Source organism: Psychrobacter faecalis (assembly GCF_016107575.1).
In the GTDB taxonomy this organism is placed as follows: Bacteria; Pseudomonadota; Gammaproteobacteria; order Pseudomonadales; family Moraxellaceae; genus Psychrobacter; species Psychrobacter faecalis.
Map to the genome: position 1 here is coordinate 1 of NZ_JABAST010000037.1, position 20,965 is coordinate 20,965.

Below are 20,965 nucleotides of genomic sequence, written 5' to 3' on the forward strand. Positions count from 1 at the left end.
GCTCTGGCTGTCACTCCTCCTTTTATTTCCTCAGCATACTTTCTGATACACCACCGGGATTTTTAATGGGATAGGTTTTTATTAAAAGGGTTTTATCGATGATTAGCAAATCAACAATAAAACCCTCTTAAATACTTTTTACCTTATAAACTCTGGATAGGCTTCCATACCACATTCTGCAATATCTGCGCCCTGATATTCCTCTTCTTCAGAGATACGCAGGCCCATTACGACTTTAATAATGCTCCAAACAAGCAAGCTACTGATAAACACCCAAGTAAAGATGGTTGCTGCACCAGCAATTTGACCGAGCAAAGTAGCATTTTGGTTGGTCAATGGCACTAGCATCAGACCGAACAAGCCGCACACCCCATGTACAGAGATAGCACCGACTGGGTCATCGATTTTTATTTTATCTAATGCAAGGATTGATATGACCACAATAACGCCTGCTGTCATGCCAAATAACGTTGCTTGCAGCGCCGACGGGGTGGACGGTTCGGCAGTGATGGCGACCAGACCCGCTAATGCACCATTTAATAGCATGGTCAAATCTGCTTTACCAAAAATGATGCGCGCGATAATAAGCGCGCCAATCGCCCCACCCGCAGCGGCAGCGTTGGTATTTAAAAACACCATAGCAACGGCATTGGCACTGGTGATATCGCCAAGTTTAAGCACGGAGCCGCCGTTAAACCCAAGCCAACCCATCCACAAGATAAGCGTACCAAGCGCCGCTAAAGGTAAATTGGCGCCGGGAATTGCCCGTATCTCACCGTTAGGTCCATATTTACCTTTACGCGCCCCTAAAAGCAGAACTCCTGATAACGCCGCTGCTGCTCCTGCCATATGCACGATACCTGAACCGGCAAAATCAGAAAATCCCAAATCGCCAAGGCTAAATAAGCCGAATACGGCTTTACCGCCCCACGTCCAGCTGCCTTCTAATGGATAGATAAATCCGGTCATAACGACAGCAAACAGCAAAAAAGACCATAGCTTCATACGCTCAGCCACTGTGCCTGAAACGATAGACATGCAGGTAGCGACGAACACAACTTGAAAGAAGAAATCAGAAGCCGCCGAGTATACCGCATCGCCATTAAAGCCATTTTTAGCTGAGCTCGCTAAGGCATCGGCTACTAACGTATTGTTTAAGGCATCGTTGTCAGCAATACCGCTTAAAAACAGATTACCATCGTACATAATGGCATAACCGCAGATCATATACAGAGTACAGGCGGTGGCAAAGAGGGCGATATTTTTGGTGAGGATTTCGACGGTGTTTTTTGAGCGTACCAGTCCAGCTTCTAACATGGTGAAGCCAGCGGCCATCCACATGACTAGCGCGCCACAGATTAAAAAATAAAACGTATCTAGCGCGTACTGGAGCTCAAAGATTTGATTTTGCATATTAATTCCCCCTTGAATAGATGCAATACAGTGATCGAGATGACCTATAAATCTGTGTTTATAAGTGGTCTAGCGCTTAATTATTCTTAACTATTAAATGGCGTCAGGACCTGTCTCACCCGTACGAATACGAATGACTTGTTCAAGATTGGTCACAAATATCTTGCCGTCACCGATTTTGCCGGTACTGGCAATGCGCGTAATGGCTTCGATAGCAGGCTCGACCATCTCATCCATCACTGCTACCTCAACTTTCACCTTAGGTAAAAAGTCCACCACGTATTCAGCGCCGCGATAGAGCTCGGTATGACCTTTTTGACGACCAAAACCCTTGACCTCGGTGACGGTGACACCCTTTACACCGATGTCAGAAAGCGCTTCGCGCACATCATCGAGCTTAAACGGTTTTAAGATCGCAGTGATTAGCTTCATAAAAAAATCCTTATATAGATGATGTCGCAGGTTAATAGAGACCGTTTGCTGGCTCGTATTATTGTCAGGCTCATGGTAAATAGTTCAAGAATTGTGCCAAACCTACTCAAGGGGGTTGGTAGAGTTGGGCGCATTTGCTTAAAAATAACCAAGATAGTGACAAAGACTCTTACCTATATCGCAACGATAACACTGTTTTTATGGATATAAGTTGGAGCTATCAACCTTTAACGTTGGGAGAATAAACACTTTATTATAACCAACTTTTTAAGCGCTTGGGGAGGCTATCACTTTATTTCATGTGACGATTTGATAAGAGGTTTGATAAGAAAAATGGGAAGAGATAGGAGAAAAGTAAGCGCATAAGCATTGTAAAAACGTCGATTATTAAAAACGCCATTATGAATAATAGCGTTTAAAATCAAAAGTTTATACATAAAAGGAAGGTTTTAAGCTTTGGGGAAGAGTAAATATGGAGTTTTGGTGCTACCAAGTAGTTTTTTAGTTTCGCTACCTTTTAGCAGCTCAAGCAAACGCGGTTGCCCAAAGGCGCCGGTCATCAGCAGCCCAATATCATTTTTGCTTTGATAGTAATTTAAGGCAGCAGTGACATCACGGCAGTCGAGTAAGGCTTTTTTACATTTGATACCCGCTTGTTTAAGGCGCGCATAGGCTTCCCGCAGTGCATCGCAGTTTTCTGAGTTTTCTTTGGCAACCATGACGATATGTACGGTCAACGCCCGAATAAGCGGCGTTTTACACAGCCAACTGAGCAGTTTATGCGAAGTTGGACTGTTATCAAAAGCAAATAATGCCGTCGTTGGGGGCAAAAATGGTGCATGGGTCACCAAAATGGGGCAGTGACTCAAACGTATCAGCTGACTCAAGGTTGATTTGCAAGTCACATGATGACCGATGACCATTAATTGTGCCTTGTCATCGACGTAATCAATACTGTCACTCAGGCTTTCATGGCGATGCAAAGTATAGGTTTTTAGCTTATGATGTTGCTGCTCGCAGTATGTGCTGGCTTGATGCAGCAGCAATTTACCTTGGGCTTTTAGCTCGCTATTGCTCAAATGCTCTTTTGCGGTGAATTGGTCTAACAAGACATTTTCATCGTCAACATTGAGACAGCCGGAATAATCAACGGCAGCTTTTTGTTGCAAACTTGGTACAGAATGCAGCAGACCAATGGGTGCTTGCAGACGAATAGAGGCCCACATACTGGCATCCAATACCGCTTGCACATGATTGGGGCAGTCCAAGCAAGCAATCACACTATCTGGCTTCAAATTACTCATAAGGGCACCACATATCTCAATAATAAAAACACAGGCTCGCGGCTTAAAGTTGCTCCTTTAAGCCGCGAGCCTGATTTTATATACCAATATAATTGCTGAACAATAAAGACATTATTACGCTCAGCTTGATAACACCACTACCGTTTTGTTTAATCTAACAGTCCAATATCTCGGCGATCATGAATCGAAAAGCGATCGATAAGGGTGCGGCTGGCGCTGTTGAGTCCGACCACTTTGACATCAATACCTTCGCGCTGCAAACGCATGACCAGTTTGTCTAAGGTGTCGACGGCACTGACGTCCCAAAAGTGGGCGTGGCTAACATCGATTTGTACGCTGTCTAACGCTTCTTTGGTATCAAAGCTTTGCAAAAACTGCGTCGTTGACGCAAAGAAAACCTGTCCTTGCACGTAGTAATAACGCGTATTGCTACTGTCGTCATACTCACTAAAGACCGTTAAGAATTGCCCGATTTTATTGGCAAACGCCAACGCTGAGAGCAGCACGCCAACGCCGACGCCGTACGCGAGGTTATGGGTAAACACAGTGGTTATCACGGTCGCCAGCATCACGATATTAAAGGACAGTGGGTGGGTTTTAAATTCTCGAATAGATTGCCAATTAAAGGTACCGATAGAAACCATAATCATCACCGCTACCAATGCCGCCATCGGAATTTGGCTGACCCACTCACTTAAAAATACCACCAAGATGAGTAGCACCACGCCAGCAATAAGCGTTGATAAACGCGTACGGCCGCCAGATTTGACGTTAATCATTGATTGCCCAATCATCGCGCAGCCTGCCATACCGCCAAAGAAGCCTGATACGACGTTGGCCATACCTTGACCACGGCATTCGCGGTTTTTATCACTGGGCGTATCGGTCAACTCATCGACGATGGTCGCGGTCATCATCGATTCTAATAAACCTACGATAGCAAGCGCGATAGAATAAGGCGCGATAATGAGCAAGGTTTCAAAGTTCAGCGGAATGTCAGGTAATAAAAACACCGGTAAAGAATCGGGCAAATCGCCCATGCTACCGACGTTACGAATATCAAGATTCATATACATGGCAACCGCAGTCAAACCAACGATACAAATCAGCGGTGACGGAATCACGCGTCCGATTTTAGGAAGCAGCGGAAATAAGTAAATAATCGCAAGGCCTGCCGCCGTCATGATATAAACTGTCATGCCGACGCGCTCAGTCATCGGGTTCAGCTCAGGCAATTGAGCGGCAAAGATTAAAATCGCCAGCGCATTAACAAAACCAATGACCACCGAGCGCGACACAAAGCGCATCAAGTTACCAAGTTTTAAAATACCCATGATGATTTGAATGACGCCGCACAGTAACGTAGCGGCAAGCAAGTACTGCAGCCCGTGCTCGGCGACCAAATCAACCATCACCAGTACCATCGCGCCGGTCGCCGCCGAAATCATACCCGGACGTCCACCGACAAAACTGATGACCACGGCGATGCAAAATGAAGCATATAAACCGACTTTTGGGTCGACACCAGCGATAATAGAAAAGGCAATCGCTTCTGGAATCAAGGCCAGTGCGACCACTAAACCTGATAACGTATCACCGCGAATATTGGAAAACCACTCTTCACGCAAACTGCCAAAAAAAGATGTCATAAGTAAACTGTATAGGGTTAGAGGCAAAAAAAACAACCATTTTTGATCGAGCAATAAAGCGTCATCCTAAAATGATTGTATCGAGACTAACGGTTATCGACCTTTATAGCGGTATCGCACAAACCGTTACCCTTAATCAGTAGGATAACAGCTCTTAAAAACATGAATAAGTGTTTGCCGTGAAATACGGCGGAAGAAGATACGTCTCTTGTCAGACAAAACGCCAAAATATGGGGCAGCGGTTGCCTGTCATATCCACCTCAGCATAAAAAACATAACTGCAGGACGATGACAATGGCGCGATAAAGGTGACAACATGCTAAACTAAAATGCTAAATTAAAGATTTGGTTAAAGAGCGCTTACTATCGTAGCGGTTCTTATTAAGGCGGCTATTATAGCATTAGCGGTGCAATATAAAAACAGGCGCATAATAACACAAAGCCTCAAAAAACCAGTACCGAAATTGCGGCAATGGCTTTATGATGCTCATCATCCACAGCAGCTTACTCATACTGGTTCAAGCTGGTTCAGACTTGCTAAAACTGGCTGAGATTAGTTGTAGCCCTGACGTTTAGCGTAAAGCCAAATATAAAAAGCCATTATCAATACTATTGATAAAGCCAAGATGCTTGATACAATTTTGTTAGTCCAATAGATAAAAGGAATAGATATGACCACTAACACCGCAACAGAAGCCTTACTTCATAAGGGCAGTGGTTTACAAGTCGTGGTCGGTTTGGGGCAGTCGGGGCTGTCGGTTGCGCAGTATTTGACCAAGCAAGGTTACCAAGTCGCTGTCACCGACAATCAAGTCAATCCTACTTTAGCAGAGCAATTGCCTGCTGCTGTTGAGATTCGCCAGTTTGGAGCGATAGATGCCGATTTATTGCAACAAGCGGCTCGCATTATCATCAGCCCAGGTATCTCCTTAAAAACCCCAGCGGTTGCTGCGGCGCGAGAGGCTAATATTCCCGTTGTCAGTGACATTCAGCTATTTTGCGAAGCGTGCCGTATACCGATTGTTGCGATTACAGGCTCTAACGCTAAAAGTACCGTCACCACCTTGGTTGGACAAATGGCCGCCGATGCCGGGGTCAATGTTGGCGTAGGCGGCAATATTGGCGTGCCAGCACTGACGTTACTGTCCAATACCGAGATGGAGTTGGCAGTTCTCGAGCTATCAAGTTTCCAGTTAGAGACCGTAACCAATTTAGGCGCGCAAGTAGCTACTGTGCTCAATATGTCGCCTGACCACCTAGACCGCCATGGCGATATGCTCGGCTACCATCAAGCCAAGCATCGCATTTTTCAGGGCGCCAAGTCAGTGGTTATCAATCGCGAAGATGCCTTGACGCGCCCGCTAGTGGCGGATAATTTGCCACGCTTAAGCACGGGCATTCACGCCCCTGACAAAGGTCAATATGGACTGATTACCGACTCAGAAGGGCAGACGTATTTGGCCCGCGGGACAGAGCGTTTGCTGTCGGCGGATAAACTGCGTATCAAAGGTCGGCATAATTTACTCAATGCGCAAGCAGCTTTAGCACTTGGCGAGCTTGCCGGTTTACCGCTTGATAGTATGCTCGCCACCTTGCAGAGTTTTACAGGACTTGAGCATCGCTGCGAATATGTGGCTACGGTCGATGGCATTGATTATTTTAATGATTCTAAAGGTACCAATATTGGCTCAACCATGGCGGCAGTCGAGGGCTTAGGAGCGGTATATGCGCCTAAAGACGGTAAACTGCTATTAATTTTAGGTGGGCAGGGTAAAGGTCAGCAATTTGGCGAATTAACGCCATTTATCAATCAATACGTCAGCCAAGTGCTGTTTATTGGCGAAGATAGCCAGCAAATTGAGCAACATTTACGCGCCGCTGGTATCAACGACGATGATGTCTATATGCATCAATGTCAAACGCTAGAGGGCGCTTTTGCGACGATACAGCAAGTCACAAAAAGCAGTTTATCGCAAGTACAAGCGGTGCTCTTGTCGCCAGCTTGTGCCAGTTTCGATCAGTTTAGTGGCTTTGCGGAACGCGGCAAGTACTTTAGTCAGCTGGTTAACCAGTTAGACAAGGCTTCATAAAGCATCTTGACGCTTTATCATACGTTTTGACTTAAAGTAGTATCAGCGTTAGGTTTTAAGTAGTTTTACTGATGTTATAAAAATGGAAAGCGTTTTTCGATAAATGATTGTTTTGCTTATAAATTGCTGCTACTGTCAACTAGGTGATAAAGTGGGCGATAAACGATTTGCAAACCATCGTTGCTATTCATGTTGCTAACCACTGTACCATTAATACTGACAAGCTAAACGATTAACAATCGGGGTTTGTCGCCGCTTTGCTGTCTGCTATTATCTATTGGATAAAATCAACTTCATTTTTTTAAACGGTGGCGTTTTATAACGCCGTGTTTTCTCGTTTGCTAGTGTATACAAAATTATGGCGCTCTCTTCTTTTTTTCGATCAAACTCTCAATCGCCGCGAACTACTGGCTCAGATGGCGTTCTCTCCATGCCCTCAGCGCGCGCCATTTTATTAGCAAGCGTTGGCTGTATGTTGGTGCTCAGCTTATTGATGGTAGCTTCTGCTTCTATCCCGTTTGCCCTTAGTCGCGGCATGAGCGAGCTGCATTTCTTTTATAATCAGCTTTTATACATGGCGATTGGGCTGGTTATCGCTGGTATTTCTTATAAAGCAGTAACGCTAAAAAGGCTTTATAAAACCGAAACCCAGTTTATGCTCTTGGCCATCACAGGGTTATTGTTATTTGCCACTTTATTTAGTACGCCTATTAATGGCTCGAAGCGTTGGCTCACGCTCGGCGGTTTTAATTTTCAGGTCGCAGAGCTTGCCAAATTGGTGATGATTATCTTTGTCTCAGACTTCGTTGTACGGCGCTCATTTGAGGTACGTAACGGCTGGGATGGGTTTTTACGCATAGCCATCGTGGTTGGGTTAATCACCGTTCTGTTGCTCGCGCAGCCAGATTTTGGCTCGTTTGTGGTTATTATTGGGACGGTCTTTGCCATCTTTTATATTGCCGGCGCGCCTTATAAGCAATTTATCGCGCTCGGTGCTGTGGCCGTTGGCGGTGCTGTATTAATGGTAGCAACCGTTCAATACCGACTGGTACGGGTGATGTCGTTTTTAGACCCTTTTGATGATGTACAAGACACTGATTATCAGCTAGCGCGTAGCTTAATTGCCTTTGGTCGTGGACAGTTCACTGGCGTCGGCTACGGCGAAAGCGTGCAAAAACTGTCGCATTTACCAGAGGCGCATACCGATTTTCTACTAGCTATTACCGGTGAAGAATTGGGCTTTGTTGGGGTGACCATGATTCTCATCTTTGAGGCGCTGATTATCGGAAGTGCGATGCACATCAGTTATAATGCCCTAAAACGCCGGCAAATGCGCATGAGCTATACCGCTTTTGGTATCGCAGTGGTGTTTATTGCCCAGACGATTATTAATGCGGCGATGAATATGGGTGCGATTCCGACCAAAGGTTTGACCATGCCACTTTTCAGTTATGGTGGCTCATCGATGCTGATTAGCTTGGTGATGGTCGCGGTACTGCTAAAGATTTATAAAGAAAGCCCTGAGATTGAAAAAAGCCAGTGCCGTTATTACTAAGTCATGTAATGATTAGATTATTTACAGCAATCCAGTTGTTAATGATAAAAAAGCGTCGCTCATAGCGGCGTTTTTTCTATTAAGGCTTAGCAAGATGTTATTAAATATCAGGCACATTTAAAGACTGCCTATTTTGCAGGGGTAAGTTATCCCATTGTGCAATTGCTTGCTTTAGCATGTTTGTCGGCGTGTCTCTATCAACGGCAGGCTGCTGTAATAGCTGCAAAGCATGGGCAATTAGATGACTTGGGTCATGGGTATCAATTGGCTGGGCAAGGTTTTGTTTAGAGAGCTTTTGACCGTCAGGACTGCATATCAATGGCAAATGATACCAATGATCGATAGCTGGCAAATGCGCTGCATGCATAATGCTAATTTGCGCGGTGGTCATCGGTAAAATGTCCAAGCCACGCATAATATGCGTCACACCTTGCAAGCCATCATCGAGGCTGGCAGCCAAAATATAGTTGATCATGCCGTCTTGGCGACGCACCACCATATCTCCCAAGCTTTGCTGCGGATTGCTCCATTGCACACCTTGAATACCATCTTTAAAGCCGATACGGTAATCTGGTAGCTGTATACGCAGTTTGTTTTTTTCTTTATCAAGATTGGCATTTAGACAACAGCGCGGATAGCGTTGCCTGTTCAGCAGTTTTTCCTGTACCTGCTCTGCGTCCATGCTTTCTCCCATCGCTTTTTGCTGCCAATAACGCTCAAGGCTTTTACGCGAGCATTGACAGCCGTAAGTCAGCGGATATAGGCTTGAAGATAAATAATCATTATAAATATCAAGGCGCTCAGATTGGTAGATGACATCGCCATCCCAGTGCAGCCCAAGCACTTCTAAATCAATCAAAATCTGCTCGGTAAACTGTCGATCACAGCGCTCGGTATCGGTGTCTTCGATACGCAGTAGCCATTTGCCACCAAGAGATTTAATATGACAAAAGCTGGCAAGCGCGGTGGTTAAGGAACCAAGATGCAGCTCACCGGTTGGTGACGGCGCAAAACGGCCAATAGGTTGGGGCAGAGTAAGATTAATAGGCATGTTTGCCATAGAGGTAGCAGATATTTTCAAAATAGACACTTAGCGAAAGTGGAAATAGATAGAATAAATAAATCGATGCCAAAAAGATATTTGCTAAATATGCGTATTTTGTTGGTACCGTGTCAACCACTAAAAGCTATTTAACAAAAAATAACGCCATAAAACGCAACGAGCGACCAATAAATGGTCGCTCGTTGCGTATTAACATGATTAATGACTGTTAAATTGGCTGGATTTAGGCGCCTTGGTTTTGACGCTCTTTAATCTCAGACAAAGTTTTACAGTCAATGCACTGGGTTGCGGTTGGACGGGCTTCAAGACGACGCAGACCAATCTCGACGCCACAAGTCTCACAAAATCCATAATCCTCGTTTTCAATTTCAGCGATAGATTTATCAATTTTGCGAATCAACTTACGTTCGCGGTCGCGCGTTCGCAAGGTCAGGGCAAACTCTTCTTCTTGAGTGGCGCGGTCATTGATATCAGGCATGGCACTGGACTCATCTTGGATATAGGTCTTGGTACGATCTGCTTCGCCAATCAATTGATGCTTCCAATCTAATAAAATGGCTTTAAAGTGCGCCAATTGCTCATCCGACATGTATTCTTCGTTTTCGGCAGGCGCATAAGGGGTGAACTTTACATCACTTGGATTTGGGTTTGGGGTCAGGGTGCTCATATGGGTATCCTACTTTTTCAAATTAATTCAATAAAACGACCTATCGACAGACAAGACGTTATCAATTTACCAAACGCTATAAATGGCTTCTTTTATAAGCGTTTTACCACTTAGTGACACAAGTAACACAGCTGATCTAAACATACGGTTATTTCGATATACTGCTAGCGATCTATCGATTATCAATGGTCAGGTATATTGCTATCAATCTTTTTATTTAAATGCTAGCCGTTAAATAAAGCTACAAATCACTGACTGTGGAAACTTAGCTTGTGGTCAATTTAGCCGTCCTAGCTATTATAATTTTGTCTAAATGTAGACCGTTCTCATTTTTTACCTTATTTATGATATAACTTATTTATCATTTTTAGCTTTACGGTTAGGTTGCTAGTATTAGCAATCACGCTGTAGTTGCCTATAACCAGTAATTTTAGCTAGCCCTATAACATACATACTCTGGCGGTATTATACTAGCTAAATACTAGCTAAATTTCTGCCAATAAAACTGGTTGTCAAGTATCTAGTCTTTCAACCCAGCTTGCAACCTCTCCATTGTTGGCTAATTGCAACCAGCGATAGCCGGGCAGGGCACTTTTATCATAAGCGAAATCATCTTCAAAAGGCTTAAACTGATAGCAGGTAGAGGGTGTGCTATAAACCGTTACCCCATGCCGATGGCGGACTTGCTCTTGGTGGGTATGCCCGCTGATAATGACTTTAAGATGCTCAAATGTTGCCAGCCGTTGCCAAAAAATATCGGCGTTTTCGACCATATGCTGATCAATCCAGTCTGAATCGACCGCTATCACATGATGATGCAGCGCAATAAGCGCAGGCTTCGCGCATGTCTCTAGCTGCTCACAGAGCCAATCAATGTCGCTTAGCGTCACTTCACCTTCTACCTTGCCTGTCATCGAAGAATCTATTAACAACAACTGCCAATGGTCGGTTTCGATAACATGACGGTTCAATAAGCGTCTGTCCGCGGGTCTGGCAATCAGTTCACGCTGAAAAAATGGCAGCTCGCTGTTGTTTTCATCGGTAACGTCATGGTTGCCGGCGATACAGGCAAAAGGAATACCCGTTGCTTGTAGTACGTCGAAGATATGATCGTAAATCTCTGCTTGTACTTTATTGACCAAATCGCCTGTCACGAGAATCAAATCGCAGCGCCGCTCCGCACTTAACGCTTGCTTGATAATCGCCTCAAAATTGTATTGGCAAACCGCTACTTCACTACTGGTTTCGTCAGCCGCCGCAGGCACGTGGGAGGATAAGTGCAAATCGGTAATTTGCAGAACATTGACCTGTCCGTCGGGCGTGTTGACTGCGCTGGCGGGGTAGCTAAGCATGGGGGTTAGTCCCTTATCAAGCAAAACGATAATAAATTAAAATATGATGAAACGAAAACATTCGTTAAAAAAAACATCTTAGATTGGTATACCAAGAATTTATTAAACCAAATATTCACCAACTATCGCATTGATAGTATTCAGGAAAGTTTATAACATAATGGGCATTAAAGCTCTAGCAATATTGATGAAATAAAGTTCGACAAAGGCCAAGCAAATATCAAAATCACGACCTAAATGTAATGGCTGAGACGTTTAGAAATCTGATGCTATATGTAAATAACGCTAACGGCGTGGGGACCAGAATTTTGCCAAGATGGATTCGGATCCTGATCTTTTACTTATTAGCTTTGAGATAATGAGCGCCACAAAAAATAAAATAGCCAGTATCAAAACGATAGCAAGCCCTGTTTGAATATCTAGCCAAATGCTGCTCCAAACGCCAAGCGTGACGCCAAGCTGGGCTATGATTAAAGAGATAACAACCATTTGTTTTGGTGATGCCGACCATAAACGTGCTGTTAATGCTGGCAACACCAATAGGCCGCTGATTAATAAACTCCCAACCGCTTGCAAGGCAATAGCACAAAACCCAGCTAATACGCCCATAAAAAACAAGCGCTGGCGCATCGGATTGATCCCTTGAATGCGTGCCAAAGCTTCGTGGGTGGCAAGCTTGATTTGTGCAGGCCATATATAAATCAGTAATCCTAAGCCCACCAAAACACTTACTGCAATCAACGGCAAATCTGCCCAGTCAAGCTCGAGCAAATTGCCAAATAAAAAACCTAAAACATTGGCTTGCTGATCGGTAAGCTGCGTCAAGGTTAATAAACCTAAACACAGCAGCGATACCGCAACCACGGCCAGCACCGCATCGACCGGCAGACGCTCATCATCGATAAATACCAAGCCCAGTACCACCAAAATACTGACGATGCCAATGCCAATGCCCATCGGTAATTGCCACAAAACTGCCAACGCCACACCAAGTAACGTGCCATGTGCCAAGGCATCGGCAAAAAATGCCATGCGCCGCCATAAGACTAGGCAGCCTAAAGGCGCAGAAAGTAGCGCTAAAATGCTACCAGCAATCCAAGCAGGGGCTATGATGGCTAACCAAGCGGTCATAATAGATATCCGTAACGTTTTTATAAAAGGAACAAGGCAATTTGCCTAAAAAGCTTGGTTTTTTAATTATATCTTGCTTGGGGCATGGTGCTCACAAGCGTGCGGCTGATGCACATAAGGCTGCTCATAATGATGGCCAAAAAGCTTCTGAAACTCCGAACTAATCGCAAGCTCACTTGGTTGCCCTTCGCAGCAAATATGCTTATTTAAACAAATGACACGCCTGCTACCTTTCATGACCCAATGCAAATCATGCGACACCACCAGCATGGCACAGCGCAAAAACTCCGGCAGCTCATCGATAAACTGATACAGCCAAACCTCGGTATCAGGGTCTAGTCCTTGCATCGGCTCATCTAAGATTAATAAATTGGGCTTGTCTAATAAGGCACGCGCCAATAATACTCGCTGGGTTTCACCGCCTGATAAATGCAGCATTTGCCGCGACAATAAATGCGTCAACGACAAATTGTCAAAGATAAATTGCCGCTGCTCAGCGCTTAGGCGTTTTTTATCGGCTTGTGCCAATAAATCGCAAACGCGTAACGGTAAAATAGGCGGCACGGCAAAGCGCTGCGGCACATAGCCGAGCTGTAATTTTTGGTGCGACGTTATCTGCCCACTCGTCGGTTCGATTAAACCTAAAATTAGTTTAACTAAGGTGGATTTGCCCGCGCCATTAGGACCTATCAGACTGACCGTTTCATTAACAGCAATATCAATATCGATATGCGAGAGGATACGTTGCTGCCCGATATGGTAACTGATATCACTTAAGCTCAGCAGTTTAGCCGCGTTAGGCATGGTTTTATCGCTTATATTCATAGCAGAGGGCTTGGTTGGTAAAATTGCTAGGCTCATAGGGCAGTACTGATGTATTAATGATAATTAAGAAATGACAGAATAATAATTTAGCATGAAAGCGTAAACCTAAAATTCAGGTCAAAAATATAAGCAAACCGTTATTTTACTGACACGCTTGGCAACGACCGCTCAATTCAATGACGCTACGCTCGACCATAAAGCCAACGTCTTGCTCTGCAAAGCTCATTATTTCTTGTACCGGCAAACTGCTGCATTCTTGTACCCGCTGACACTGGGCACAGATTAAAAACGCTGCTGTATGTTGGGCGCGTGGATGACAACAAGGCACATAAGCATTAATCGAGGTTAGCTGATGAATCAAACCTTCGCTCAATAAAAACTCCAAGCTGCGATAAACCGTCGGCGGCGCGACATTTTTTGGCGTTTGAGTATTTGCTTGATGGCTCGAGCTATCACTTTCTGCTTCAGGCTCGGCAAGGCGCATCTGCTGCAATTGGGTGATTAAATCATAAGCGCCCACTGGTTTATTGGCTTCTAGCACCAACTGGTAGATTTGTTGACGCAGCGGCGTAAAGCGCGCGCCGCTTGAGCGACATTGCTCTTTGGCTGCTAGTAAACGCTCATTGACATCGGACGCTGTAAAATCTTGCACATCATGGACATGAGCGCAAACAGATGAATGAGTAGACATGCAGCAAGCTCCTAAAGACAGTTTAGCGGTGTGATGGACAGTATTTTTAGTTAATGGATATTTTATAATGGTTTTTTATATTGTTATAGTATAACATACTAAAACGCAAAACAGAGAAGTCCTTTGCATTTATTCACAGGTCTGCTGTTTTATACCAGAATAACGTTGCAAAATATTTATAACTACCTTTGCCAATTATCCTTGAACCTTAAAAGCCGCCATTATGATTCCATTATTTAAAAACTTTATGCATTTAACTCTGCGCTTACAGCGATTTTTCATAACTGGCGTGCTTATATTTGCCTCGTTCATGATGAGCGCGCAAGCGGCAACGGTGAGCGTCAGTAACTATCCGCTGTTTTTATTAAGCCAAGCGGTGACGGAAGGCGCGCCATCAGCCAAGCAATTATTGCAAGCAGGGGAGGTCGGACATCACGGCAGTATCAGTCCCGGCGATATCAAGGCGATTCAAAACAGTAAGTTTGTGGTTTGGTTTGGCGAGCCGCTAGAAAACAACCTCGCCACCACGCTAAATAGCGCGCCCAATGCGATTGCGTTATTTAAATTCGACGCCTTTAATCGTCATCCGCTGCGCGATGTTAAAGGCAAAGCCATTGCTGGCACGCTCGATCCGCATATTTGGCTCGATCCTGAAAACGCTAAAGCCATTACGCGAGCGCTTGCTGTCATTCACAGTCATGCCAATCCGCAATATAAAAAGCTCTATCATGCTAATGCGCAAAAATTTGCCCAGCGCATGAATAAAGCCGTGGCGGCAGCTCATGCAAACCACGCGCAAAAACCTTTGCCGTATTGGGCATATCATGATGCTTATCAATATATGGAAGACAGCGCCAAGTTTCAGTTAATTGGCAGCTTAAGTACCGATCATCATTTAGCGCCAAAAGCCAGTCAATTACGCTGGTTAAATGAGCAGCGCCCAGCAAAACAAATGTGCTTGGTCAGCCCAAATCAGCCTGCTAAAGGTTTGCTGGCGAAATTACAACCGGTTAAAAGTAGCGTGCAAGCGGAAGATATGAGCAACAGTAAAGATTTTATTAGTGGTTGGCAGACAATGGCGCAGCAAATCCGTCAGTGTATTTCCTAAATAAGGGTCAAAAGTAGCGGTCAAGTTCTAATGGCAAGCTGAGCTTTTGAGCTATTTGAAATGACGTAAGTTAAATTAACGGTAGAATAGGTGAATTTAGAGGTGATTAGCGCTACTTTATTGACTCTGTAGAGAGATTTTCAGCGCTAAATAACTAAATGCTTGATAAAAGGCATATTTCACTTGCTTAAAATCTGCTTGCTCCCTATAATAAGTGGCGTTTTATTTTGGTTAAAAGATAACGTCTGTAGAGTGAGCCATTCACGGATAATATTGTCGCAACGGTGCGGCATAGTCCCCACGTTATAGAGCTATAGAAATATCAATGACCAAACCTGCCAAACGCACCCAAAGAGATAAGATTGCTATTTATCTAAAACGCCAAGCATGGATTTTATTTATCCTGATTGTGCTCGGTTGGATAGTAGATGTTACTTGGTTGGGTAATAACGGCAATACGCTTGTTATTGCAAAGAGCAACGCTATTGGGGCGCTACTCAGTTTTGCCACCCAAGCGGTCTTTGCTGGATTTATCTTTTGGTATACCGGATATCGCGCGCGCAGACACATTGTCAGCCAGCTATATCGTGGTCAAATGGTCAAATGGCTACTGACCGTATGTGGTTTTGCACTAATTTTTATTACCATACAACCTCTATCAGCGCCTGCGCTATTCGTCGGTTTTATGGTAATGCAGATTAGTCACAGTTGGATGTTGTGGCAGATACGCTAGATTTAGAACCTATTATAATTTTAATAGCTCAATAATACAGCACGTACATTTGTCATCCTGCGGTCCAGCTTCTCTAAGATTACTGTTATAAAGTCATCAACCAATGATTAAGTGACTGAAAACTGTTTTTACAATAAAAGTATGAATAAAGACGCTTAACTAGATCTAAGCGTAAAAATCGCGATAAGTAACCCTCTCTCTAAGTAGAGTGTTCAAATACAATTAAATTATCGGCTTTGATGGATAGACGCAAAGCCATAGTAGCGAACGTTAACAGCGGTTAACGTATTCATACCGTAAATAAAAAAGTCATAATTGACTTTACACGATTACAACGCTGCATTAATATAGACAGCTAACTGTCTTGCTGCTGAGCACCGTATTGGGTGTGAGGAAAGTAAAGCGAGACAAGTAAACACATACTTAAAAATTTGCGTAGATATGCAAGGGCCATTAATGAATAATCGTGCGCCCTTTTTTGATAGCTAAAATTTATCCATGACTATCAAATTGAGCCGCCGCAATAAAAAAATTGGTTATTCCGCTTAATTATTTAAGAATAACAGAGTAGTTATAGAGCTATGGGTTGGATGTTATTGGTTACATGAGGGCTGTAAGTGTTTTTCTGGATTTGCTTAATGCAGATTAAATAAAACCGCCAACGCCTCATCAGATGACAACCATATTTTTTGGTAGTTGATTAAATCGTTGATTAATAAGAAGCTTACATTATGGCATCCGAGCAAACATCATCAGAATATATCTCTCACCACTTAACGAATTGGACGTACGGCTATCTGCCGGGCGAAGGTTGGAAAGTTGCCCATACTGCTGAAGAAGCAGGATTAATGGGTTTTAAAGCTATCCATCTTGACTCCATGTTATGGTCAATCGGTCTGGGTATTTTATTTTGTGCCATCTTTTGGATGGTTGCCAAAAAAGTTACTTCAGGCGTTCCCGGCAAAACTCAAGCAGCGGTTGAGATGATCGTTGAGTTTGTTGATAACAACGTTCGCGATTCTTATAGTGGTACGTCAAAATTGATTGCGCCGCTAGCGTTGACCATTTTTGTATGGATTTTCTTGATGAACTTGATGGATTTATTGCCTATCGACTTCATTCCAAGTCTAGCAGGTCAAGTTGGCGCTGCGATGGGTCATGATCCACATCACGTGTTCTTCAAGATTGTACCAACGACTGACCCTAATATCACCCTAGGCATGTCATTTTCTGTCTTTGCGCTGATTATTTACTACAGTATTAAAGAAAAAGGGTTGGGTGGTTTTATTGGTGAGTTAACACTGCATCCATTTAGCGCCAAAAACCCAATCATGCAAATCATTTTAATCCCCATCAACTTTATCTTAGAGTTTGTTACTTTGATTGCCAAACCCATTTCACTAGGTTTGCGTCTGTTCGGTAACATGTATGCTGGGGAGCTAATCTTCGTATTGATTGCCCTGATGCCGTTTTGGATTCAATGGGCGTTATCGGTGCCGTGGGCGATTTTCCACATCTTAATTATTACCCTTCAAGCGTTCGTATTTATGATGTTGACGATAGTTTATATGTCGCTTGCATCATCAACTGAACATTAATTATACATTCAATAGGTAAATGAGGATACATCAATGGATCCAGTATTAGGTGGTTACACAGTTATCGCAGTAGCACTGCTTATCGGTCTTGGCGCACTTGGCACAGGCATTGGTTTTGCTATTCTAGGCGGCAAGTTCTTAGAAGGTGTTGCACGTCAACCAGAACTTGGTTCACAACTGCAAACTCGTATGTTCATCGTGGCAGGTCTACTTGATGCCGTACCGATGATTGGTGTTGGTATTGCTATGCTATTGTTGTTCGCTAACCCTCTAGCAGGTTAATCAGAAAGCTCAGTTGTAAATGTTTGGTGGTCAAAGTTTGTATATTAAACATAGCCAAAGTTTGGCTATCAAATATGATCAATGAAACTGATTTTTCATTAACAAAGAGGTGATCACGTGAATATCAATTCTACCCTCATCGGTCAAGCCATTGCTTTTGCAATATTTGTGATTTTTTGCATGAAATTCGTGTGGCCACCACTTATCGGTGCCATTAATGAGCGTCAGCGTAAAATTGCTGAAGGCTTAAACGCCGCAGAAAAAGCAAAAGCAGATTTAGCGACCGCGGAGCAAAATGTACAGCAGGAGCTTGATGTTGCAAAAACTAAAGCTGCTGCGCTAATTGAGCAAGCGAACAAGAGCGCCAATCAGCTTGTTGAAGATGCAAAATTGCAAGCCCAAGCGGAAGGCGAACGCATTCGTCAACAAGCGCAAGCCTCTATCGACCAAGAAATCAATCAAGCGCGCGAATCATTGCGTGCCCAAGTTGCTGAACTGGCTGTACTTGGTGCTGAAAAGATTTTGCAAGACAAAGTCGATGTGCAAAAACATGCCAGTATGTTAGACCAACTGGCGGCGAAGCTGTAATTGTGAGGATATCATGGCTGACTTATCAACCTTAGCACGACCGTACGCTAAAGCCGCGTTTGACTATGCCAATGAAAACGGGGTAGTAAATGAGTGGGAAAACTTCTTATTTATTGCCGCTACCGTTGTCAATGACAAGTCGTTCAGTACTTGGCTAGACAATCCAGCTGTTTCTGCTGAGCATAAGTCAGCTGCTTTGGTCGATCTTTATGATACGCAAGTAGCTAGCGCGAATGATTCTGCTTTTAAGCAGTTATTAGGTGAGACCCAAGGGGCTCGTCATGACCAAAACGCCAGCTATCCTAAAGTATCAGTAGCACTTAGTAACTTCGTTAAACAGTTATCAGAACAAGAGCGTCTGGCGCTGCTTCCTGAAGTTTATGAGCATTATCGCCGTCACAAGGCAATAAGCTTAAAGCAGCTTGACGCTTATGTGACCTCTGCTTATCCATTAACTGATGCTCAGCGTCAGACGCTGCAAACGCGTCTTGCTGACTCGCTCAATGCGAGCGTGGTGATTCACGAGTCGGTTGATCCAAGTCTATTGGCGGGCGCTACGATTAAAGTCGGTGACAAAGTTATCGATGATTCGATGCGTGGCAAGTTACAACAGTTAAAAACACAGCTAACGGCCTAATGCCAATCATCCGTGCAGCTTACTAAAGCTTGCGTGATATAAGAGCATTTAAGTCAGTGGCGGGTTATCATAAATTAAAGGAAACAAGGCAATGCAACAATTGAATCCAGCGGAAATCAGTAATCTGATTAAGCAGCGTATTCAAGACCTTGATGCGGGTGCAACTGCAAAGAATGAAGGCACGATTGTCAAAGTATCTGACGGTATCGTGCAGATTCATGGTCTTGAAGATGCCATGTACGGCGAAATGATTGAGTTTGAAGGTGAAATCTACGGAATGGCGCTTAACTTAGAGCGTGATTCTGTTGGTGCAGTAGTATTAGGCGACTTCCTAAAACTACAAGAAGGTCAAAAAGCCTATTGTACTGGTCGCATTTTGGAAGTACCCGTAGGTCCTGAGTTGCTAGGCCGTGTTGTTGATGCGTTAGGTAACCCTATTGATGGCAAAGGTCCTATCGATGCCAAGATGACTGATAAAGTCGAAAAAATCGCCCCAGGCGTAATCGACCGTCAATCAGTTGATCAACCAGTCATGACTGGTTATAAAGCCGTTGATACCATGATTCCAATCGGTCGTGGTCAGCGTGAGCTTATCATTGGTGACCGTCAGACGGGTAAAACCGCGATGGCTATCGATGCGATCATTGCGCAAAAAGCATCTGGTATTAAATGTGTATACGTCGCAATCGGTCAAAAACGTTCTACCATTGCTAACGTGGTACGTAAGCTTGAGCAAACTGGTGCCCTTGAATATACCACTGTGGTGGTCGCTTCAGCGTCAGAACCAGCAGCACTTCAATATATCGCACCGTACTCAGGTTGTACGATGGGCGAATACTTCCGTGACCGCGGCGAAGATGCACTGATTGTTTTTGATGATTTATCAAAACAAGCCGTTGCTTATCGTCAGATTTCACTATTGCTACGTCGTCCGCCAGGTCGTGAAGCCTATCCTGGTGACGTATTCTACTTACACTCACGTTTACTTGAGCGTGCATCACGCGTAAACGCGGCATACGTAGAAAAATTCACCAACGGTGAAGTGGTTGGTAAAACCGGTTCTTTGACCGCGCTACCTATCATTGAAACTCAAGCTGGTGACGTCTCTGCATTCGTACCAACCAACGTGATTTCAATCACTGATGGTCAGATTTTCTTAGAGTCTAGCTTATTTAACTCAGGTATCCGTCCAGCAGTCAACGCTGGTATCTCGGTATCGCGTGTTGGTGGTGCTGCTCAGACGAAGATTATCAAAAAGCTGTCTGGTGGTATCCGTACTGCATTAGCTCAGTATCGTGAATTGGCAGCATTTGCTCAGTTTGCATCAGACCTTGATGATGCGACTCGCGAACAGCTTGATCATGGTGAGCGCGTGACTGAATTGATGAAGCAAAAACAATATCAGCCAATGTCTATCTCTGAGCAAGCCGCCGTTATTTATGCGTCGAACGAAGGCTTCTTAGCAGACGTTCCTGTTGAAAAAATTGGTTCTTTTGAAGAAGCTTACTTACGCTATATGCATGATGAGCAGAGTGAATTGATGCGTGAGATTGATGACACTGCGAATTATAATGATGATATCGCAGGTCGTTTAAAGTCATCTTTAGAGACCTTTAAACAAAATCACAGTTATTAATTTAACGGGTTAAACCTGAAGTGGTTAGCGCTCTGCTTTAGAGCGCAAAAAGTGGCGTATTATCTGAAAAATTTTAAGTATAGAGATTTTCCTTTAAGATAATCGCGCCGCTATTTTAACCAATAAAGGTCTAAGATTGCGTCATGCCACAAGATGTAAAGACATTATTTCGATAAGTTCAGTGTTTTATATTAAATGATTGTTGCATACG

General features: G+C 43.9%; 19 protein-coding genes. 9 read left to right on the plus strand and 10 right to left on the minus strand.

The features are described 5' to 3' along the window. Positions 1 to 138 precede the first annotated feature (138 nt). The 4 genes from JFC07_RS10580 to JFC07_RS10595 all read right to left on the minus strand — a co-directional run bounded on the left by JFC07_RS10580 (position 139) and on the right by JFC07_RS10595 (position 4,798). On the minus strand, positions 139 to 1,413 hold the full coding sequence (locus tag JFC07_RS10580) for an ammonium transporter AmtB (RefSeq protein ID WP_198329013.1): 1,275 nt from the start codon (positions 1,411 to 1,413) through the stop codon (positions 139 to 141). Between the two features lie 93 nt (positions 1,414 to 1,506). Next, positions 1,507 to 1,845, minus strand: coding sequence for a P-II family nitrogen regulator (locus tag JFC07_RS10585; protein WP_011514651.1), 339 nt, complete (start codon positions 1,843 to 1,845; stop codon positions 1,507 to 1,509). A gap of 449 nt (positions 1,846 to 2,294) precedes the next feature. Beyond that, on the minus strand, positions 2,295 to 3,149 hold the full coding sequence (locus JFC07_RS10590; protein ID WP_068404282.1) for a universal stress protein: 855 nt from the start codon (positions 3,147 to 3,149) through the stop codon (positions 2,295 to 2,297). A 149-nt stretch (positions 3,150 to 3,298) separates the two neighbouring features. Continuing rightward, positions 3,299 to 4,798: a SulP family inorganic anion transporter gene (locus tag JFC07_RS10595; RefSeq protein ID WP_198329014.1), complete on the minus strand. Its 1,500-nt coding sequence runs from the start codon at positions 4,796 to 4,798 to the stop codon at positions 3,299 to 3,301. A 671-nt stretch (positions 4,799 to 5,469) separates the two neighbouring features. Here JFC07_RS10595 and murD point away from each other — a divergent pair. Both murD and JFC07_RS10605 read left to right on the plus strand, forming a co-directional pair. Further along, positions 5,470 to 6,888 carry a UDP-N-acetylmuramoyl-L-alanine--D-glutamate ligase gene (murD, locus tag JFC07_RS10600; RefSeq protein WP_198329015.1) on the plus strand — a complete coding sequence of 473 codons (1,419 nt, stop codon included), beginning with the start codon at positions 5,470 to 5,472 and terminating at the stop codon, positions 6,886 to 6,888. 430 nt (positions 6,889 to 7,318) lie between these two features. Then, the gene (locus tag JFC07_RS10605; RefSeq protein ID WP_198329016.1) at positions 7,319 to 8,443 is read left to right on the plus strand and encodes an FtsW/RodA/SpoVE family cell cycle protein; all 1,125 of its coding nucleotides are present in this window, start codon (positions 7,319 to 7,321) and stop codon (positions 8,441 to 8,443) included. Positions 8,444 to 8,543: 100 nt separating this feature from the next. On the opposite strand, the gene gluQRS is transcribed toward JFC07_RS10605, so the two are convergent. From gluQRS to JFC07_RS10635, 6 genes are all read right to left on the minus strand, one after another. After that, the gene (gene gluQRS / locus JFC07_RS10610) at positions 8,544 to 9,494 is read right to left on the minus strand and encodes a tRNA glutamyl-Q(34) synthetase GluQRS (RefSeq protein ID WP_198329021.1); all 951 of its coding nucleotides are present in this window, start codon (positions 9,492 to 9,494) and stop codon (positions 8,544 to 8,546) included. A 235-nt stretch (positions 9,495 to 9,729) separates the two neighbouring features. Continuing rightward, positions 9,730 to 10,173 carry an RNA polymerase-binding protein DksA gene (dksA, locus tag JFC07_RS10615; RefSeq protein WP_068404274.1) on the minus strand — a complete coding sequence of 148 codons (444 nt, stop codon included), beginning with the start codon at positions 10,171 to 10,173 and terminating at the stop codon, positions 9,730 to 9,732. Positions 10,174 to 10,685: 512 nt separating this feature from the next. After that, positions 10,686 to 11,525 (minus strand): metallophosphoesterase, encoded by an 840-nt coding sequence (locus tag JFC07_RS10620; RefSeq protein ID WP_198329017.1) that lies wholly within the window; start codon positions 11,523 to 11,525, stop codon positions 10,686 to 10,688. Positions 11,526 to 11,810: 285 nt separating this feature from the next. Further along, a complete protein-coding gene (locus tag JFC07_RS10625) occupies positions 11,811 to 12,656 on the minus strand; it encodes a metal ABC transporter permease (protein WP_198329018.1) in 846 nt (281 codons plus the stop codon). A gap of 66 nt (positions 12,657 to 12,722) precedes the next feature. Beyond that, entirely contained in the window at positions 12,723 to 13,460 is a 738-nt protein-coding gene (locus JFC07_RS10630; RefSeq protein ID WP_198329022.1) for a metal ABC transporter ATP-binding protein, read from the minus strand. Positions 13,461 to 13,623: 163 nt separating this feature from the next. Next, positions 13,624 to 14,172, minus strand: a complete 549-nt coding sequence (locus JFC07_RS10635) for a transcriptional repressor (RefSeq protein WP_198329019.1) — start codon at positions 14,170 to 14,172, stop codon at positions 13,624 to 13,626. Between the two features lie 223 nt (positions 14,173 to 14,395). Here JFC07_RS10635 and JFC07_RS10640 point away from each other — a divergent pair, with 223 nt between their 5' ends. From JFC07_RS10640 to atpA, 7 genes are all read left to right on the plus strand, one after another. Then, the gene (locus JFC07_RS10640) at positions 14,396 to 15,280 is read left to right on the plus strand and encodes a metal ABC transporter substrate-binding protein (protein WP_068404265.1); all 885 of its coding nucleotides are present in this window, start codon (positions 14,396 to 14,398) and stop codon (positions 15,278 to 15,280) included. Between the two features lie 325 nt (positions 15,281 to 15,605). After that, positions 15,606 to 16,013: an ATP synthase subunit I gene (locus JFC07_RS10645; protein ID WP_068404263.1), complete on the plus strand. Its 408-nt coding sequence runs from the start codon at positions 15,606 to 15,608 to the stop codon at positions 16,011 to 16,013. Between the two features lie 731 nt (positions 16,014 to 16,744). Beyond that, a complete protein-coding gene (gene atpB, locus JFC07_RS10650; protein WP_068404261.1) occupies positions 16,745 to 17,611 on the plus strand; it encodes a F0F1 ATP synthase subunit A in 867 nt (288 codons plus the stop codon). Positions 17,612 to 17,644: 33 nt separating this feature from the next. Further along, complete coding sequence (gene atpE, locus JFC07_RS10655) at positions 17,645 to 17,893, plus strand: F0F1 ATP synthase subunit C (RefSeq protein ID WP_025651437.1); 249 nt, start codon at positions 17,645 to 17,647, stop codon at positions 17,891 to 17,893. Between the two features lie 117 nt (positions 17,894 to 18,010). Next, positions 18,011 to 18,481: a F0F1 ATP synthase subunit B gene (locus JFC07_RS10660; RefSeq protein WP_025651436.1), complete on the plus strand. Its 471-nt coding sequence runs from the start codon at positions 18,011 to 18,013 to the stop codon at positions 18,479 to 18,481. A gap of 13 nt (positions 18,482 to 18,494) precedes the next feature. Further along, positions 18,495 to 19,118, plus strand: a complete 624-nt coding sequence (locus tag JFC07_RS10665) for a F0F1 ATP synthase subunit delta (protein WP_068404260.1) — start codon at positions 18,495 to 18,497, stop codon at positions 19,116 to 19,118. 91 nt (positions 19,119 to 19,209) lie between these two features. Further along, positions 19,210 to 20,754: a F0F1 ATP synthase subunit alpha gene (gene atpA / locus JFC07_RS10670; RefSeq protein ID WP_068404258.1), complete on the plus strand. Its 1,545-nt coding sequence runs from the start codon at positions 19,210 to 19,212 to the stop codon at positions 20,752 to 20,754. Positions 20,755 to 20,965: the final 211 nt, after the last annotated feature.

Coding starts and splice junctions, on each gene's coding strand:
- JFC07_RS10580 (WP_198329013.1), bottom strand. CDS start 1,413: ATGCAAAATCAAATCTTTGAGCTCCAGTACGCGCTAGATACGTTTTAT.
- JFC07_RS10585 (WP_011514651.1), bottom strand. CDS start 1,845: ATGAAGCTAATCACTGCGATCTTAAAACCGTTTAAGCTCGATGATGTG.
- JFC07_RS10590 (WP_068404282.1), bottom strand. CDS start 3,149: ATGAGTAATTTGAAGCCAGATAGTGTGATTGCTTGCTTGGACTGCCCC.
- JFC07_RS10595 (WP_198329014.1), bottom strand. CDS start 4,798: ATGACATCTTTTTTTGGCAGTTTGCGTGAAGAGTGGTTTTCCAATATT.
- murD (WP_198329015.1), top strand. CDS start 5,470: ATGACCACTAACACCGCAACAGAAGCCTTACTTCATAAGGGCAGTGGT.
- JFC07_RS10605 (WP_198329016.1), top strand. CDS start 7,319: ATGCCCTCAGCGCGCGCCATTTTATTAGCAAGCGTTGGCTGTATGTTG.
- gluQRS (WP_198329021.1), bottom strand. CDS start 9,494: ATGCCTATTAATCTTACTCTGCCCCAACCTATTGGCCGTTTTGCGCCG.
- dksA (WP_068404274.1), bottom strand. CDS start 10,173: ATGAGCACCCTGACCCCAAACCCAAATCCAAGTGATGTAAAGTTCACC.
- JFC07_RS10620 (WP_198329017.1), bottom strand. CDS start 11,525: ATGCTTAGCTACCCCGCCAGCGCAGTCAACACGCCCGACGGACAGGTC.
- JFC07_RS10625 (WP_198329018.1), bottom strand. CDS start 12,656: ATGACCGCTTGGTTAGCCATCATAGCCCCTGCTTGGATTGCTGGTAGC.
- JFC07_RS10630 (WP_198329022.1), bottom strand. CDS start 13,460: ATGCCTAACGCGGCTAAACTGCTGAGCTTAAGTGATATCAGTTACCAT.
- JFC07_RS10635 (WP_198329019.1), bottom strand. CDS start 14,172: ATGTCTACTCATTCATCTGTTTGCGCTCATGTCCATGATGTGCAAGAT.
- JFC07_RS10640 (WP_068404265.1), top strand. CDS start 14,396: ATGATTCCATTATTTAAAAACTTTATGCATTTAACTCTGCGCTTACAG.
- JFC07_RS10645 (WP_068404263.1), top strand. CDS start 15,606: ATGACCAAACCTGCCAAACGCACCCAAAGAGATAAGATTGCTATTTAT.
- atpB (WP_068404261.1), top strand. CDS start 16,745: ATGGCATCCGAGCAAACATCATCAGAATATATCTCTCACCACTTAACG.
- atpE (WP_025651437.1), top strand. CDS start 17,645: ATGGATCCAGTATTAGGTGGTTACACAGTTATCGCAGTAGCACTGCTT.
- JFC07_RS10665 (WP_068404260.1), top strand. CDS start 18,495: ATGGCTGACTTATCAACCTTAGCACGACCGTACGCTAAAGCCGCGTTT.
- atpA (WP_068404258.1), top strand. CDS start 19,210: ATGCAACAATTGAATCCAGCGGAAATCAGTAATCTGATTAAGCAGCGT.